General features: G+C 44.6%; 17 protein-coding genes and 1 riboswitch. Of the genes, 4 read left to right on the top strand and 13 right to left on the bottom strand.

From position 1 onward, the window contains the following. The first annotated feature begins 45 nt into the window (after positions 1 to 45). A complete protein-coding gene (locus tag IEW67_RS10075) occupies positions 46 to 315 on the top strand; it encodes a hypothetical protein (RefSeq protein WP_188632944.1) in 270 nt (89 codons plus the stop codon). Between the two features lie 33 nt (positions 316 to 348). Further along, positions 349 to 450: riboswitch (purine riboswitch) on the bottom strand. Between the two features lie 86 nt (positions 451 to 536). On the opposite strand, the gene IEW67_RS10070 is transcribed toward IEW67_RS10075, so the two are convergent. From IEW67_RS10070 to IEW67_RS10055, 4 genes are all read right to left on the bottom strand, one after another. Next, on the bottom strand, positions 537 to 2,726 hold the full coding sequence (locus IEW67_RS10070) for a transglutaminase TgpA family protein (protein ID WP_188632943.1): 2,190 nt from the start codon (positions 2,724 to 2,726) through the stop codon (positions 537 to 539). Beyond that, positions 2,723 to 3,991: a DUF58 domain-containing protein gene (locus tag IEW67_RS10065; protein WP_188632942.1), complete on the bottom strand. Its 1,269-nt coding sequence runs from the start codon at positions 3,989 to 3,991 to the stop codon at positions 2,723 to 2,725. The genes IEW67_RS10070 and IEW67_RS10065 overlap by 4 nt, the downstream gene beginning before the upstream one ends. Further along, a complete protein-coding gene (locus IEW67_RS10060; RefSeq protein ID WP_188632941.1) occupies positions 3,988 to 4,953 on the bottom strand; it encodes an AAA family ATPase in 966 nt (321 codons plus the stop codon). The genes IEW67_RS10065 and IEW67_RS10060 overlap by 4 nt, the downstream gene beginning before the upstream one ends. A 134-nt stretch (positions 4,954 to 5,087) precedes the next feature. Beyond that, complete coding sequence (locus tag IEW67_RS10055) at positions 5,088 to 6,584, bottom strand: amidase family protein (RefSeq protein WP_188632940.1); 1,497 nt, start codon at positions 6,582 to 6,584, stop codon at positions 5,088 to 5,090. A 235-nt stretch (positions 6,585 to 6,819) separates the two neighbouring features. Here IEW67_RS10055 and IEW67_RS10050 point away from each other — a divergent pair, with 235 nt between their 5' ends. The 3 genes from IEW67_RS10050 (at position 6,820) to IEW67_RS10040 (ending at position 8,944) form a co-directional block, all read left to right on the top strand. Continuing rightward, positions 6,820 to 7,308 (top strand): DUF2062 domain-containing protein, encoded by a 489-nt coding sequence (locus IEW67_RS10050; RefSeq protein ID WP_188632939.1) that lies wholly within the window; start codon positions 6,820 to 6,822, stop codon positions 7,306 to 7,308. A gap of 143 nt (positions 7,309 to 7,451) precedes the next feature. Beyond that, a complete protein-coding gene (locus IEW67_RS10045; protein WP_188632938.1) occupies positions 7,452 to 8,180 on the top strand; it encodes an ABC transporter ATP-binding protein in 729 nt (242 codons plus the stop codon). Next, the gene (locus IEW67_RS10040) at positions 8,177 to 8,944 is read left to right on the top strand and encodes an ABC transporter permease (RefSeq protein WP_188632937.1); all 768 of its coding nucleotides are present in this window, start codon (positions 8,177 to 8,179) and stop codon (positions 8,942 to 8,944) included. The genes IEW67_RS10045 and IEW67_RS10040 overlap by 4 nt, the downstream gene beginning before the upstream one ends. Positions 8,945 to 9,176: 232 nt before the next feature. Here the strand turns inward: IEW67_RS10040 and IEW67_RS10035 are convergent, their stop codons facing one another. The 9 genes from IEW67_RS10035 to IEW67_RS09995 form a co-directional block, all read right to left on the bottom strand. After that, a complete protein-coding gene (locus tag IEW67_RS10035) occupies positions 9,177 to 9,650 on the bottom strand; it encodes a thioesterase family protein (RefSeq protein WP_188632936.1) in 474 nt (157 codons plus the stop codon). A 24-nt stretch (positions 9,651 to 9,674) separates the two neighbouring features. Next, entirely contained in the window at positions 9,675 to 10,643 is a 969-nt protein-coding gene (locus IEW67_RS10030) for a 3-hydroxyacyl-CoA dehydrogenase NAD-binding domain-containing protein (RefSeq protein WP_229671736.1), read from the bottom strand. A gap of 1 nt (position 10,644) precedes the next feature. Then, positions 10,645 to 11,538 (bottom strand): beta-keto acid cleavage family enzyme, encoded by an 894-nt coding sequence (locus IEW67_RS10025; RefSeq protein ID WP_188632934.1) that lies wholly within the window; start codon positions 11,536 to 11,538, stop codon positions 10,645 to 10,647. Then, positions 11,531 to 12,088, bottom strand: a complete 558-nt coding sequence (locus IEW67_RS10020) for a GbsR/MarR family transcriptional regulator (RefSeq protein ID WP_188632933.1) — start codon at positions 12,086 to 12,088, stop codon at positions 11,531 to 11,533. The genes IEW67_RS10025 and IEW67_RS10020 overlap by 8 nt, the downstream gene beginning before the upstream one ends. A 32-nt stretch (positions 12,089 to 12,120) precedes the next feature. Continuing rightward, positions 12,121 to 13,800: a CocE/NonD family hydrolase gene (locus IEW67_RS10015; RefSeq protein ID WP_188632932.1), complete on the bottom strand. Its 1,680-nt coding sequence runs from the start codon at positions 13,798 to 13,800 to the stop codon at positions 12,121 to 12,123. Between the two features lie 64 nt (positions 13,801 to 13,864). Further along, entirely contained in the window at positions 13,865 to 14,509 is a 645-nt protein-coding gene (locus IEW67_RS10010) for an ABC transporter permease (RefSeq protein ID WP_188632931.1), read from the bottom strand. Then, positions 14,509 to 15,384, bottom strand: coding sequence for an osmoprotectant ABC transporter substrate-binding protein (locus IEW67_RS10005; protein WP_308430728.1), 876 nt, complete (start codon positions 15,382 to 15,384; stop codon positions 14,509 to 14,511). The genes IEW67_RS10010 and IEW67_RS10005 overlap by 1 nt, the downstream gene beginning before the upstream one ends. 65 nt (positions 15,385 to 15,449) lie before the next feature. After that, positions 15,450 to 16,094: an ABC transporter permease gene (locus IEW67_RS10000; protein ID WP_188632929.1), complete on the bottom strand. Its 645-nt coding sequence runs from the start codon at positions 16,092 to 16,094 to the stop codon at positions 15,450 to 15,452. A gap of 13 nt (positions 16,095 to 16,107) precedes the next feature. Then, positions 16,108 to 17,262: a betaine/proline/choline family ABC transporter ATP-binding protein gene (locus IEW67_RS09995; protein WP_188632928.1), complete on the bottom strand. Its 1,155-nt coding sequence runs from the start codon at positions 17,260 to 17,262 to the stop codon at positions 16,108 to 16,110. Between the last annotated feature and the right edge of the window lie 445 nt (positions 17,263 to 17,707).

Here is a 17,707-nt window from a genome sequence, read left to right as displayed (position 1 = left end):
TTCTTGCATAGATCGATGATTCCGCTGCATAAGCTGAAGTGGCCCTTGTCAGAGTGTCCCCGAGCAAGTTCGTGTGACCTGTCGCGCGATTTTGGGCTGACCTCGCGCGAAATTACACTGCTCTCGCGCGAAATTACACTGCTCTCGCGCGAAATTACACTGACCTCGCGCGAAATTACACTGCTCTCGCGCGAAATTACACTGACCTCGCGCGAAATTACGCCGTCCTCGCGCGAATCCGCGAAACAGGTATCGCTGCACACAAATGCCCATAAAAAACCTGGATCAGCACCTGCATACAGCCAAAAACTGTAAGAAGGCAGAAATCCAGGTTGCATATCTTCTCAACCTATTGAAATCCGCCTTCATAGTCAAGGTATTTACGGTACCCTGGTAGAAACTTTCGATCCATATTATCGAGGATATATGAATGGCGTTTGTTCATCTTTAAAGTTTAACTTCCCCCTGGCATTCAGGAGGAAAAGTACCTATTGAAGGAAGTTTCACTTTATTCTACCTAACCAGTCAAACATCGGTCAAGCCATTATCTGCTTTATTAAATTTTTCCATGATTGGATTAATTTGGCGGTTTTCTGATTGTCCTTCTCGTTTTTATACAGGATACGTTCATAATGAGCCGTTAAATGATGCATACCTTGTGTACCGTAGCGGAAGTCAACCCGCTTGGCATATTCACGCAGTGTCTGGTCGGGGTATTTTGCCAGACCTTTATGATTCAAAAGTGTGAGCAGAAAATGGAATGCCTCCTGGAATGTCTCGGCATCCTGGCGACGTGACAGTTTGTGGAATAAATAAGCCGTACGCCAGCGGAATCTTGTCACGTAAACAGTCCAGACGAGCAATCCGACAGCTGAAATACTAATCAGCAAGTACCACCAGTTCATTTCAGAATGTGACGCATTATTATCACCCCGGGCTGCTGCTGTTTCAGCCTTTTTGTCATCACGCACTTCTTCCTGCTGCCCCTGTGCTACCTCTTGTTCATCAGAATCCAATGCGTTGTCCTGATTGGTTTCATCGACATTCATATGAAAATCACCTAAGTTTGAAAAACCTTGAGTTGGCTCAAAGGGGACCCATCCTGAGCCTGGAAAATAGACTTCCGGCCAGGAATGGGCGTTAGCATTCGTGATCTCATAAATATCGTAATCATCTGTTGTGTCACCATTTTTGATAACCTCACCACTGGTGAATCCCTTAGCCCAGCGTGCCGGAATATCAAGCGACCGCAGCATGACAACCATCGATGTGGAATAGTTATCACAATAGCCGGCTTTTGAATCAAACAGGAACTGATCAACGTAATCCTGATCCTCCTTTGGAACAGGAACATTACTGATTTGGTACGTATACCCGTTCTGCCCAAAGTATGATTCAATTGAACGTGCTTTATCATACCGGTTATCATCTTTTTCTGTAATATCAGCAGCTAGTTCCCCTATTCGGTCCGGGAGCTGATCCGGGAGCTGTGTGTACCGATCTTTGATTTTTCGAGGGTCATCTTCGGGCCTTACTTCACGCAGTTTGTCTATGGCAAACGATGGCGATTGATAGGTGATGGTGTACTGATCAAGATTTAAACGTTGGTGGTTCCGTTCCGTTATAATTTCACCGTGATCAAAATCTGTGCGTAAGTGAAAACTTTGTTCTGACTCAACTTTGGAAATACCGTATGGATAGACCAATTTTTCCATATTACTGTCATCATGGAAATCCAGCATTGTGTCATACTCTTCGGTTTCAACGTCAGGTGAAAATGTCTGCATGTTAACTTGCTCACCGCTCATCAATTCGTATTGCGGCTCTGCAGACTTTTCCCATCCTTTTCCGGTGTAGACATCTTTCGTCTCCACGCGCCAGTAGTGTTCGTCTTTTGCAGCAGCCTGAAAAACAGGCGTATAATCCTGTACGAAGGAGCCTCCCAGCTGGCTGTCATTCTCACCATAACCGACTTTTTGAATACCCGTACCGCTCCCGGGTGCACCGGCATTTTCAGCAGCACTCTGGATAAATGGAACCGGGTCGGGCCATTGCGGATCAAACTTGGGAGCAGCATAGCCAATCAGCGTTGAAAACAGCACAACACTCACGAGAGGTATTACCCACACGGGGGATTTTTTCAGCCATGGGAAACGAAGCGATTCACGGTCAATCTCCCTATATAAATTGGATAAACCCAGGGCTACAAACGATACGACAAACGTCCGTACTATGGCACCGCCGGCCTCATAGATTGTGAATGTATCAAGTAAACTCAAATAAACAAACGTCAGTAAAACGAACACAAAGACCCGTTTCATAACAACAAACCAGTAATGAAGCAAATAACTAAGCATCCAAATGAGCAGCAAAAACAGCACACTGCGGAATAATGGTGTCAAGTCGTACCATTGCTGAGTTATTAAAGCATTAACATTATAGCCTATTTCAAACAGCAACTGCTCGACCCATGTCCTGCTCAGTAACGGGGCTGTCATATACAAGCTGTCGATTATAAATATGAGCCCCAGACCTTTTAATGGCATGGATAGCCACCATTTCACACTAAGCATCGATATAAAGAAACAAAATACAGTGTACAACAGAAACACAGTCATATTGGCAACGTCACCGATTTGGTTTACAGGATAAAGCCATTCCAGAAATAGAACAAATGCACACGCATACAAAAGTGACGTATATATATACGGGATTTTTGCCTTCAAGCGATCGTCACCTCAATCATCTTTTTAGCTAATGCATCTTCGCTAACAACATTCATCACGACCCCCTCGGAGCGGAGCCGGCGGATCATGTTCTGTTCTTCCCCGGATATCAGCGCCGAGGCCTGTATCAGAACAACCACCAAATTTTTAGTGCGCTGTCTGACTTGCTTGATGACATCCGGGAATTCATGGTCCAAATAAGTTGTGACAAGAATCGTATTGGTTCCGGATGTGGTTTGCATCATTTCTTCTCTCAGTTTAACGGAAAATGACTTCACCCCGCCTGGCTGAATCCTGGTCAAATGTCTTCGTATCCAATCTTTTTTTCCCGGATCATGATGCAACGGGATATAAGCGGTGTGTTCACCAATTGTTAAAAAGCCTGCCTGGGATGTCTGTTTTTGAACCGTTTCAAGCATCGACATCGTCAGTTCAACGCTTGTTTCAAAGGCAAGCGCATTCAGGCCCTGATAGTGGCAAGCGTTCAGAACAAGCAGTGTACGCGTATTTTTTTCCCGTTCGAATTCTTTTGTGATAACCGTATTTTTTTTCGCTGTCTGCTTCCAGTCTATCCAGGAAAATTTATCTCCCGGCATATACTCACGGATACCTGTAGCGATATTCGTATTCTTAAGGTGAATGGACTCTGATGCAGCTGACCCTTGATCATAGCTGTTAATACTCTGTGTCATCCTGATCGGCCGCTCGTTCGGCATAGCGACAATCCGATCATCGAGATCAAAAACATGCTCCTTGGTCACAATTCCAAATACATCACCGGTACGAATACGAACCTTTTTCAGCCGATGCTCGCCGCGTGGTATTTGGTCAATGACATAGGACAATTCAATATCGCGTCTAAATCCGGGAAACACAATTTTTTTGATCGTGCGGGGAATGTTCAGCTTATCCGATGGCCTCAGGCAGCGGTGTCGCTCACTAAAATCATCAACTTTCTGAAGTGAATCCGGAAGTACCTCTTCACAAATACAATAATACAGCGGATATGGAATGGAACGTTTCATGTGAAGTTTCACCTCAACACGATCGCCGGCCCTAGTGACATAATGAGATAGATGACGTACGATATGCCAGTTTTTGATGGGATAAAATAATAACCCTGCATGATATAAAAAAATGGGCAGGGTCGCAAAAAACAAAAACCAGCTAACAAACCCACCCTGGAACATCGCAAATGAAAAAAGGAGCAGCAGCAGCACGATAACAAAACTTAATTTAGCTGCAAATCCGATCGTTTTTTTCATGGATTAAATTCCTTTCGAATCGGAATGTGTGTATCCTTAACAATTTTCCTGATAACTGAGTCAGCCGTTAAACCATCATATTTGGCTTCGGTATTTAAAATAATCCTGTGAGCCATGACAAATGGTGCCAAATACTTTACATCATCCGGCAGTACATAATCCCGGCCATAAACGTAAGCGTACGCTTTGGCTGCTTTCATCAAAGCAATCGAACCGCGCGGACTGACGCCAAGATAAATTGAACTGTCGTTTCGTGTTCCAGTGGTAAGTCTCACAATATATTGCTGCACGTTTCCATCAATGTAAACATCCTTCACCTCTTCCTGAACAGTGAGCAATTCGTCTTTGTCCATCACAGCCGAAATCTCTTCAATCGGATGCTTTTTGGATGTTCGTTCCAGCATCTTCATCTCCTGTTCAGCAGACGGATAACCAAGCTTCATTTTAAGAATAAACCGATCAAGTTGTGCCTCAGGAAGCGGATACGTCCCTTCATATTCAATCGGATTTTGGGTTGCCATCACAAAGAATGGCCGTTTCAGTGAAATCGTTGTGCCGTCAACCGTGACATTCATCTCTTCCATGCCTTCAAGCAGTGCCGACTGTGTCTTCGGGGATGTACGATTAATTTCATCAGCAAGTACCACATTGCCCAGGATCGGACCTGAACGAAACTCGAATTCCAGTTCTTTGGGATTATATATGGAAACCCCCGTCACATCGGCCGGCAGTAAATCCGGCGTGAACTGAATACGTCTGAAATCACAATCCAATGATTTAGCCAATGTTCTGACAAGCATTGTTTTACCTACACCCGGCACATCTTCCAATAAAACATGCCCCTGTGCCAAAAGTGCCACAAGACAGAGTGTTGCTTCTTCATCTTTGCCGATCATAACTTTATTTATATTTGATAGGACTTTTTCAACCTTTTCATTGTAAACCACTGTATCCTGCATCATCCGATAACGCCTCCCCAACATTCTATTACATTTTTACTATACTAAAAACGGTCTATGAAGTAAAAGCAGTGTGTTAGATTCTGATTAATCTATTAAATCAATACTAGAATCATTATGCGTTAAAAACATTATTTTTATACGTTTAGCATAGGATTTCCCTTCATACCCACCCATAAATCGGACTGCTCAATCTGCCAAGCCAGCTTAAAGAGTCTATGTTCATCTCCTTTGGACGTCATCACTTGAACGCCCAATGGAAGCCCTTCTTTTGAACGATGGACGGGGACGGACATTGCCGGTTGGCCGGTCAAGTTAGCCAATTGTGTAAATGGGGTATACGTGAGGCTCGGTAAAAAGATATCCCAAATAATTGCTTGTTGCTCAGTTTTATCTGCCGTCTCCATCTTACCGCGCCAAAATGCCTGTTCATCGGATGAATGGGAAAGTTCACCAACTTCCGGCGCTGTAAAAGCTGTAGCCGGGGTGATGAAAAAATCATATGTCCGGTGGAAAGCTTCCATTTGAGCTGCTGCCATATCCCACGATGCCAGACTGGCAGAAAAGTCCGCCGCTGAAACCGATTTCCCAGCTTCGTGGAGCAACCATGTTTCAATTTCAATATCATCAGGTGTCAGTTTTCTGTCAAGCGAATGCTCCAATTTGGCTGTAAGAGCCGAAATTTCGCCGCTGTTCATCACATAGTAATCTTGCATCAGTTGAATACCGTTAACATTATGGTCTTGCTCTTCAACAATATGTCCGGCTCGCTCCAGCCAGCGAACCGTTTTGGCAACTGCTTGATGTGCATCGTCGGAAACAGGTGTGCCAACCGGTGATTGTGTAGTATAAGCAATTCGGAGCGGACCTTCAAAAGGAAGCTTCATATTCGCTTTATAGGATCCAGGGAATGGAGGGGTTTGAAACGCTGCTTCAGGCTGAACAATCTGTAAAATATCAAGCAAAGCCGCACTGTCACGAACACTTCGACTGAGAACAAAGTCAATCGATGCCCCCTGCCATTGCCGACCGGCACCCGGACCGACCGGTGTACGTCCACGCGTCGGTTTTAAACCGAATAATCCGGTAAATGATGCAGGTATGCGAATCGAACCCCCGCCGTCACTGGCGCCGGCTGCCGGAACTACACCGGAGGCAACTGCTGCCGCAGCTCCTCCGCTGGAACCGCCGGAAGCGTGATTCGTATTCCATGGATTCCGCGTCGGTCCATAAAGTGCAGGCTCAGCAATATTTTTCAAGCCAAATTCCGGCGTATTCGTATGGCCCATAAATAAAAGACCTGCCGTCCGTAATGAGCTGACATAGTTGGAATCCCGACGGCTGATATGATCTTTCATCAGCTTCGAGGAAGATGTAAGCGGTTCATCCTCAAGCGATTGTGAAAGATTTTTAAGCAGCATCGGCACGCCTGCAAAAGACCGTCCAACATCCGTACTCTGTGCCTCAGCCGCCGCACGGTCCCTGCGATCATGTACAACGGCATTCAAGGTGGAATTGATTTGATCCATACGCCGAAAGGCTAAATCAAGGAATTCTCCGGGGGTCATCTCTTTCATTCGTATCAATTCTGCGACATCAGAAGCATCCAATTGCATGTATGTTTCCAGGTTCATGTTACGCCTCCTGAGAAAGTGTTGCCATTATTGTACCATGTGATCCTTCAATTGCCGATTTTTTGATACATCATTAGATCCTCCAACAATTGACTTTCTCCCATAAAGCCTGATTTATACAGTATAAGACCCTTCATTGGCAGCCAAACTAAAAACGAGTCCGGGATGAGACGTGTGTTTAGACTGTGAAAGGGGAAAAGGCAAATGATAATACGACTGTTGAAAGATAGAACGAATGTCCAGTAAACGTGGCAAAAACAGAGATAAACTGGAAGTACTGTTATGGAGTATCGCTCTTCCCGGATTTGGACAGCTGTTAAATCGAAAGTATTTTAAGGGTCTGCTACTTATTGCTTTAGAATTCATTGTGAACGTATTAGGAAACTTTAATGACGTGATCATTTTAAGTTTTAACGGGAACATCCAGGAAGCCATTAACCAAACACATTACGGTTGGCTGATGTTTTATCCCTGCCTATATTTTTTTTCCATTTGGGATGCATACAAAGATGCTGAGGGTGAAAGTAATCCATACGCCTTTATTCCATTTGTGTTTTCTGCTTATTTTGTTACTGTAGGGTTAATATTTTCACAGACGTTTACCATATTCGGCCAACGGCTTGGCCCTATGTGGCTGCCGATGCTCGGCGGATTGCCCGTTGGTTTGATTGCTGGCGTCATCATTCGTCGGTTGCTGCAGAAAAGGATGGAACGTAATGAATAAGGTTCCTTTACTGTATAGCACTTTCGAATCTGCCTCGAGTGTCCAATTTACTTTCCAAAGCTTCTCAACCATTTTATAATGTTCATAAATATAGCCACTGAATGAACAAATAACGCTTAACAGGCTTAAGGGATGTGACCTATATGACAGACCCCGATAATGCCATGCGGTTTGATAATATCAACTTTTCCGCAGACGGCGTACATATTATAAAAAACATAACAGGATCTATACCGGAGAGAAACATCACCACCCTGGTCGGACCATCCGGTGCAGGAAAAACAACGTTGTTCAAGCTTTGCAACGGCCTGTATTCACCCGATTCGGGAGACCTTTTCATCAAAGGGAAACCCATTGAGCGTTACGAACCAGTGGAATTGCGGCGGAATGTCGGAATTGCCCTGCAAAAAGCAACCATGATCAGCGGTACTGTGCAAAAGAACCTGGAACTTCCATTAAAATTACAAGGAAAAGAACTGGAAGAAGACCGGGCCAGGGACTTGCTGAAGATGGTCAGTTTGAGCGATATATCCTTACACAAGAAAACGAAGGATTTATCAGGCGGGCAGCGACAGAAATTATCCATCGCCCGCACTCTCGTGAACCAGCCGAATATTTTGCTGCTTGATGAAATCACGTCTTCACTTGATAGTATCTCACGGCAGGATATTGAAGAACTCATCGCAAAAATGAACAATCAGTATGGTACAACGATTCTGTGGATTACCCACAACCTGCAGCAAGCACTCTCAATTGGTCATTATACCTGGATCATGATGGATGGGGAGCTCGTTGAAACAGGTGAGAGCAGTTTTTTGAGGAATCCGCAAAACGAACGGGTGAAGCAGTTTGTGCGGGGTGAAATCGAATGAGCTTTCTAACATTAATCATCTCACTGCTATTCGTCATAATCCCGCTGGTGTTATCCAAAACGCTTAACCTTGGCCTGGAAAAGGATACAATCATCGCTGCCGTACGATCCATTATTCAGCTTCTGGCTGTTGGTTATGTTCTGCAATTCGTCTTTAATTCCGAAAATATGATTTACATTATACTGATGGTCGTACTTATGATTGTAGCAGCAACACACAACGCTCAGGGAAAAGGGGCTGCCATCAAAGGGATTATTTGGAAACTCGTTATCACGTTTATTTTTGTAGAAGTTCTAACCCAGGCCATTTTGCTCGGACTGAATATCACACCGGCAACCGCGCAGTATATTATCCCAATCAGCGGCATGGTTGTCGGTAACTCTATGGTCCTGGCTATCTTGTTCCTCAACCGCTTCACATCGGAAATAGAGGATCATCAGGATGAAACCGAACTCATTCTTTCACTTGGCGGAACACCAAAGCAGGCAATCCATACACAGTTGATCACATCCATTCAGGCAAGTACTATTCCGACGATTGAAAGTCAGAAAACAATCGGGCTTGTACAACTGCCTGGCATGATGAGCGGCCAAATCATTGCTGGCGCCGATCCCGTTCAGGCAGTGCTCTTTCAATTGCTCGTCCTGTTCCTTCTATTGACGACCGCCGTTGTCACCAGTATCATGCTTGGTTACTTGTCCTATCCAACCTTGTTTAATCAACGGATGCAACTAGTAGGCGGCGCAAGTCAAGATCCAGAGTAAGAACGTGGTTAAAAAGAGACGATTCCGCTCACATGACCATATCCGGATTTTCGCGCCCATGTTTTCGCGCTCGAATTTCACGCTCAGGCTAATTTTTCAGATGACGAAAGAGCCGCTGACCAGCGTCAGCGGCTCTTTCTTTTTACCAGCACTATTACTTTCTATAATCGGCTTTTCGACCAAGGGTAAGTCGTCAGCTGAGCCTTCATGTCTCCCGCCCCGGATGATGCGGTTATTTTCGCTTTATTCCAATCACTCGTCCAGCTTCTTTTGGCTTTTCATCGGGGGCATGATGTGCTGCCATTTCCTGAACATGTGTTGAGATTTCTTCAGGAAATCGTGCCGCTCTGCCGGCTGCCTGATCTATTCCCATGAGCATCTGTTCACTGGTTGCCGCACGTTTGCCGTTCTCTCCGAACAGTTCATAAAATACATGGATACGCTTGGCATCATAATCAAGAATTTGCATATGCACTTCAAATGGCTCACCAAGCTTCATTTCATCCAAGTAACAAATATGCGTCTCCATCGTATAAATTGTGTATTGACTCTCTTCGCGGAACTCATCTGTAATGCCAATCAATTTCATTAAACGATCAACACCCCAGCTGAACGCACGAACATATTCCGCATCATTCATATGACCATTGTAATCGATCCATTCGTCCGGAACCGTATGCTGTATAATCACTTTCGGTTCACCCATGGCAAATCCTCCTGTCACGTTAGCTTATAGTCTGCCTTCAAGGTTAGCTCCCGGCCAATATTTATCCAGCAACTGCTGCAGCTCGATTAAAAATTGGTCGCGCCGTTCTTCAAGTTTTTCCATCTCCTCATCACCGGTTTGTGTTTCACAACCAGTGATCACCTTATCAGCCAGTTCATCTGTCAATTCCGGTGCCTCAAGCTTCGTCCATGGCAATTTTAATGCCGGACCGAATTGCTTCAGCAAATGGCGCATGCCTTGTTTGCCACCACCCATATGCAATGTCATGAATGGTCCCATCAATGCCCAGCGCAGTCCCGGGCCATAAATGACGGAGGCGTCGACTTCTTCTGTTGTGGCCACACCATCATTAACGATGTGCAATGATTCACGCCAGACAGCTTCCATCAGGCGATCGGCAATGTGTCCTTCGATCTCATGGCGCACAACAAGCGGCTTCATCTGCAAATTGTCATAAAAATGCCTGGCTTTTTCAATGTAGGATTCTTCGGTTTTGTTGCCGCCAACAAGTTCAACAAGCGGCATCAGATAAACCGGGTTGAACGGATGGGCAACCATCACACGCTCAGGATGGTGCTGACAATCTGCCTGCAGTGTACTCGGTAAAATACCGGATGTGCTCGATGCAATCACCGCTTCTTTGGGTGTATATTTATCGATGTCAGCAATCACGCTGCGCTTTAATTCTTCTCGCTCTGGCACGTTTTCCTGTACAAAGTCTGCCTCTGCCAAAGCCGTTTGCATATCCGGTTCAAAAAACAGATTATCCTGTGAAGCGCCTTCTGCCAGCCCCATTTCTTCCATTTTAGGCCAAGCTCTTTTTACAGCTTCGCGGGTCCGATTTTCAGCTTCAGGATCTAAATCTGAAGCCGTCACGCGACAGCCGTTTGCCAAAAATCGTGTGATCCATCCGTTGCCGATTACGCCTGTCCCGACAACGGTAACGTGTTTAATTGATGCTTCGGTTGCCATACTAGCCTTCCTTTCCATATGGATTCAAGAGATTTAATTCCTTACGTGCTTCTGCCGGTGTCATAATGTCGGAGCCAAGGCTGTGCACAATGCCGACTGCTTTATCCACAAGCTGCTCGTTAGTTGCCAGCTGCCCCTTTTTCAAATATAGATTATCCTCCAGGCCTACGCGGATGTTACCACCCTGTAGAACGGATTCTGCTACAATTGGCATTTGCATTCTGCCGATTCCAAAAGCGGCCCATCTGCCATTTTCCGGCACACGGCTTTTCATATAGGACAATGTTTCCGCATCAGCTGCCGCTCCCCACGGGATACCAAGACAGAATTGATACAACGGATCGCCGTCAATCAGACCTTCATTAATCAATTGATTGGCAAAGCGAACATGCCCTGTGTCAAAACATTCAAGCTCAGGCTTCACACCACTTTCCTGCACTAGCTTTGCTTGCTTGCGCAGCCAGTCAGTCGGGCTGACATACAGCATATTACCGAAGTTGGTACTTCCGCAGTCAAGTGTGCACATTTCCGGCAGCAGTTTGCCAACCGGCTCATGACGTTCTTCAGGTGTCTGGATGTCAGTCCCTTCACCGCCTCTGGTCGGATCGTCTTCACTAGGCGCCCAGTCACCGCCGCCACCTGATGTAATATTAATGATTACATCAGTTTCTGACTCACGGATACGTTCTACTATTTCCTGATACAGGTTGACATCATGGCTCAAACCGCCTGTTTTCGGATCACGCGCGTGGACATGAGCGATCGTCGCACCTGCTTTAGCCGCCTCAATGGCCGAGTCGGCAATCTCCTTTGGCGTTACCGGTACGTGTGGACTTTTGTCTGTCGTGTCTCCTGCTCCTGTCACTGCGCATGATAAAATTGCCTTTTTATTCATCTTTACCGCCTCCTGTTTGTTTTTTAGGAACATGTTTAAAAATTTCTCCGCTTTCGAAAAAGTCATTTACTCTACGGATCCAGTCATAGTATTCCTTCCATTCGTGAAGCTCAATCAGCAAATCATTAATTCTCTGTTCATTTTCTTTCGTCAATTCCGGATCCCGTTTTATCTCATCTATTTTTTTCTTGAGCTTTTGTTCAAAGTGACGGCTCCGGCTGATTGCCCTTTGCCATGTCGATGTGAATAACGAAATGAATGTTTCATAATAATCTTCTTCAACCTGATACAAGTCTTTCCGGATACCTTTTTTAAATACACGTTCAGTAATGTTCATATCGATCATTTCACGGACAATCTGGCTCATCCTGGTCTTGCTCATCCCTGTTTCAGCAGCCAGATCATCCAGTGTCATCGGTTCCCCGTTCATGTAAATAATCCCAAGAACACGGCCAACACTTGTCGGGGCTCCAAAAGCATTCATATTATCTGTAATTTTTTCAATAAATTGCGTTTTGACATCTTCTATTTTTTCGTTTTGATCAGACATGTCAATCTCCCTTTTCAATATGCTTGCCGGGTTTATGACTTCTCTTCAACAAGCCTTAATATGAGTCTTGATGCCGTTAGTCCGCCATGATAGATATGCTCAAATGCCGCCTTGCCATCAGCGTGAGTCTTGGTTGTCTTCCCGTTGTTCAGGTTTACATCAAAGTGCGGTGCCTTGCTCGCTGCGATATCCAAGCGTAAATAATGGCCTTTTTCCAGTAAATAAGCTGTTGAGCCAATGTCGAGTTCCAAGCAAAATGGTTTATTGATGGATGCTACTTTTTCCCGGTGAAATGTATCAATAATATTGTAAGTACAACCGGATGCATTCACATCCGAAAGACGTAATGACACATCAAATAACTCGGATGGTGAAGATCCCCATATGACAGCTTTTACCGGTCCGAGTAATTGATGATCTTTGGCAAGCGGCTCACTTGTATATACAAGCACATCTTCACGGTCCTGTATATCTTTCACATCAAACATACCTGATTCGTGTCCAGCAATCAAGGTTCCGCCGCCAAATACCGGAACGGGATGTTCAGGATCCAGTTTGAGAGCACTGGATGTCTGTTCCTTCTGAGACTGCAGCATTAGTCCACCGTCGCCGCTGCGCGTTTGTGAAAAACCTTCGCTATGGAGATATACATCACTATCTTTTACATTATCCGCACATGGCCATTCGTCATAAGCTGCCCATTCTGCCTTTCCCATCAAATAAATATGAACCGGCTTTTCAATTGGCATCGGTTTGTCCTTCAGCCATCTGTCAAACCATTTAATATGAACCTCTGTCGGGTCTTTCATTTTATCGACACCAATATTTTCGGCTGCATTATTAAAAAACTTATCACCGGCTTGGCCGGTCATTTCCTCATGAGTCCATGGACCAATCCACAGCATACGTGGTCCGCCATATGCTTCATAAGCCTCCAGGGTAGAACCTAATAACGCATCAAACCAACCACCCATAAACAAAGCCGGAATTTCTCCGCTTTTGAGCTTTCCATTCACTTTTGCATTCTCTTTCCACTCCGGATCCACTTTGTCCTGCATCACATCAAAGAAAAATGAGTTCGGATCGAGCTCCTTCATTGGCATCCATTCATCTGCGGGCGCATAATGCAACCACTCTGCCATATCTTCTAAATAGCTGTTCAGTTTTACTCTGTCAAGACGATTCCGCCGTTTTAGTTGGTCTTCAACTATCGAGCCCAGAACCCACGTTTCGAATTTGCCAGTGGCATTGGGGCTGCCCTCATCGCCCAGTATATCGCCCCATGGATTTCCCATTGTCATGACCGGGGCAATTGCTTTTAATGATGGCGGTTTTTCTGCTGCTGCAGCCAACTGGGTATATCCGTGATAAGACATACCAAAAAGCCCTACTTTACCATTTGAAAAAGACAGTCCGGCCGCCCATTCAACCGCTTCGTACCCGTCTTCACCTTCATGAATGAACGGATAAAATTCACCGTCGGATGCGAACCGCCCGCGCACGTCTTGGAGAATCACAGCATATCCGGCTTCGACCAGTCTGGGAACATCCAGATATTCATCATAATAGCGCGGCGTTTCCTTATCATATGGCAGGCGCAGCATCAGGATCGGGTATTCTTCATTATCATCCGGCCTGTAAACGTCCGAACGCAGTACTGCGCCATCCGATAATTTGCATGGAATATTTTTATCAGTTCTGACCCTTTCCATGAGTTTCACCTCTATTTATATCGATTATCAGATGCTTATATGGGTTTATGCTGCATTAAGCTTATCATCCTTGAGCAGGTAGCAATTTTCGTTCGATCCATCCCATAATCAAATCGGCGATAATAGCCATCAGAGCAGTCGGAATCGCTCCCGCCAAAATAATCGGTGTTCCGTCGGTCGCATTAGTTCCAGTCAGAATAATAGCACCAAGACCTCCGGCGCCTACGAATGCACCAATCGCCGCTATTCCAATACCGATGACAAGTGCCGTCCTGAGCCCTGCCATAATGACACTAACTGCCAGCGGAAGCTCGACCATTCGCAGGAGCTGAAACTTTGTCATACCGGATGCATAGCCAGCTTCAATAACGTTTTTATTAACATCTTTCATTCCGACATACGTATTCTGTGTAATCGGTAAAATTGAATAAAGCATCAATGTCACAATAACTGTATTCGTTCCAAGCCCCATGACAATCATAATTACGGCCATGGCACCCAAAGCCGGGATGGTTTGAATAATACTTCCGAATGCCAGCACCCAACTGCTCAGTTTGCTGTACTTAGCAATCAGAATGCCCAGTGGAATTGAGATGATGGCTGCCAATAGAACACCGTATGCAGCCATAAGAAAATGTCTGTAAAACTGTTCCCATATATAGCCGCCATTTTGACTGACATAGTTTATAAACGCCTCAAGTGTTTCCATCAATTGTCCCCCTTTCCCGCATTCTTAAAGTAGTTGTTTTTTTCAAGGAATTGCCTTGCGACTTTTTTGGGATTCATGAGCTCAACATCCGCTTTGTAATTGAGCTCCTGCATCTTTTCTGTTGATATTTGACCATGCAGCCGCTCTGTTATGTCTTTAATTTGCGGATACTTTTCCAGGATTTCATTGGAAATGACTGGTGAAGCATCATATGGTGGGAAAAAGTCATCTTCCAATACTTTCAAATCAAATTCCTTAATCCGTCCATCTGATGAATAAGCCAACACAACGTCCATGTGACCGCTGGCTGCAGCTTGATAGACCAGACCAACATTCATGGGATAAACTTCTCCAAATGCAAAGTATTCTTTCTTAAAACCGTCATAACCGTCACCTTTCCGATTAATCCAGGCATTATCAACCCCAAAACGCAACTCATCCGCATATGGTTCCAGATCTGATACCGTCTCAATGTTATTTTTCTCGGCAAACTCCTGTGTCACAGCTACTGAATAACTGTTTTCAAATCCATAAGTCGGTGCCCATGTCTGATCGAAGCGCTGTTGGAATTCACGCTTTACAATGTTCAGTGCTTTATCCGGATCTGTAATAGGATCCATACCAAGAGCCCCGGATAAGTCTGTTCCTGTGTAGCGTGTACTTGTTATATCAAGATCTCCCCTTGTCATTCCCTGATGTTGAACAATCGATGAACCAAGTTTTGTTACTAGGTCTGTATCAGCATCAGTTTCCCGTTCAATCATAATCGACAGCATTTGAGCTATGATTTCTGACTCAGATGTGCCAAGGGCCCCGATTTTAATTGTCTCTTTTGTTGTACTGGCAAGGCCAGGCAATGAACAGCCTGTCAGCATAACAAGCAATAGTATTATGATGCTTCCTTTATAGAATATTTTCTTCACTATTTTCACCTCCAACACTATGCTGCATCACTAGACTCCTTTAAGCCATCAGACGTTAACCTGCTTTCCAGAAGAGCAAGTGAGCGATCTGCAATCAGAGCAAGAATTGTAGCCGGCACTGTACCGGCAACTATTAATGATGGCTGATACAGATTCAATCCATCAAAAATGAAATCGCCAAGACCGCCACCGCCAATAAATGCTGCCAGAGCTGCCCAGCCAATCAAATACACCGTCGACAAGCGTATACCAGCCATAATGACTGGAAGTGACAGTGGAAGTTCCATCTTTACAATCGATTGCCAATTGCTCATGCCCATTCCTTTACCTGCCTCTATAACGCCTTTATCAACATCACGAACACCAATGTACGTGTTACGTAAAATCGGCAGCAGTGAATAGAAAAACAAAGCCAAGATTGCGGGGATCTTTCCGACACCCAAAATTGGTATAAAAAATGCTAGAATCGCCAGACTGGGAATGGTTTGTAAAATACCTACAACTGAAATAAAGCGGTCAGCAATCTTTGGCATGCGTGAAAAGATAATCCCAAGCGGTACCGCCACAACGACCCCAAGCACAATAGCTGCCAGTGAAATATAAAAGTGTTCCCAGGTTTTGATGATTAGTTCAGTTCCATGTTCTGCAAGAAATTCCATCATTGTTATACACCTCCTATTCTGCTGCTGTTACCTTATCATCAAGCTCCATACCGTCGCCCCAAATCGTGTCATAAACAAGATTGGCAAGTGTTGCCCGCGTTACAATCCCTTCCAGATGGTGTGTATCATCAACGACTGGCACATATTTCGCTCCACGACGGAGAATTTTGTGGACCGTATCACGCAAAAGACTCTCACCGGATACTGAAAACACATCTGTTTCCATCGCATCATCAACCATGTTCGCCTTTTTATAGTTCAGGTTAATCAATTCAATATCAATATAACCCTGCAGCACATTGTCCGAGTCGACGACAAGTAATGAGTCAACATGCCGGTCGCGCATGGTTGATATTGCTGATTTCAGCGTCGTACCAGTTGGGACAGTGACTGGAAAACCTTCCATAATTTGTCCGACAGTTGTCACATCAGGCCTGCCCTGTATAAGACGATCTCTTCCAAGAAACTCCTCAACAAATTCATTAGCCGGATTCCTTAAAATTTCATCAGGTGTATCTGCCTGAACCACTTCACCATCGCGCATGATAACGACTTTATCAGCTAGTTTAAGTGCCTCATCCATGTCATGGGTTACAAAAATAATCGTTTTATTAAGTTCCTTCTGTAGTTTTTTGAACTCTTCTTGCAATGAATCCCTTGTTATCGGATCAAGGGCGCCAAAAGGTTCGTCCATCAAAATAAGCGGCGGATTGACCGCAAGTGCCCGCAGCACCCCGATGCGCTGCTGCTGTCCACCACTAAGTTCATGTGGATACCTGTCCAAGTATTCTTCAGGCATATCAACAAGCTTCAGCAGCTCACGCGCTCGTTCATCTTTCTTTTCTTTCGGCCACTTCAATAGTGTGCCGACAAGTACAATATTTTCTTTAATGGTCATGTGTGGCATCAGACCGATCTGTTGAATGACATAGCCCATTGAGCGGCGCAATTCCACAGCATCCTGTTCTTTTATGTCTTTGTCATCAACCAGAACCGCCCCTTCCGTAATGTCAATCAGACGGTTGACCATTTTCATTGTTGTTGTTTTTCCGCATCCACTGGGACCGATAAAACAAACAAATTCGCCTTTATTTATTTTCAGATTTAAATTCTTGACGGCAGTCGTTCCGTCCGAGTATTGTTTGGAAACTTGTTTAAACTCTAACAATGTTTGCACCTCCATAATGATTTACCGTTTGAACACTTTTACAAGTATAGAGGATAAACATATATAGACAAACAAGCATATAACCTCGTATAGTCCAATAAATTTGTGCAATTTTTATTGTATAAAGTTCATGAAGTTTATATCTTAGAATTCCTGCTAATTTCTGCAGATTTTGGCCATATCTGAAAATTATTGTTATTTATACTTCACCCTATAATCGTCATTAGGAATTAGAAAAACTCGGCATTCGCCTCGTCTTATGGCGAATGCCGAAGCTTTTTATAAGGTCATCCATAATTTATACTTTCTGACGTTAACATTAGAAAAACCGGGCAAAAGGCGGCCCGGTCTTTTTTCTATCTTCGTTAGAGAAAATCCGATAATTTATATTCCTGTCCATGTACGCCATTATAATACGTTGGATACATTTCCCCTCCACACATTT

The sequence above is a fragment of the Lentibacillus kapialis genome (genome assembly GCF_014646635.1).
Taxonomy (GTDB): domain Bacteria; phylum Bacillota; class Bacilli; order Bacillales; family Amphibacillaceae; genus Lentibacillus; species Lentibacillus kapialis.
This window is presented reverse-complemented; position numbering and strand designations above follow the sequence as displayed.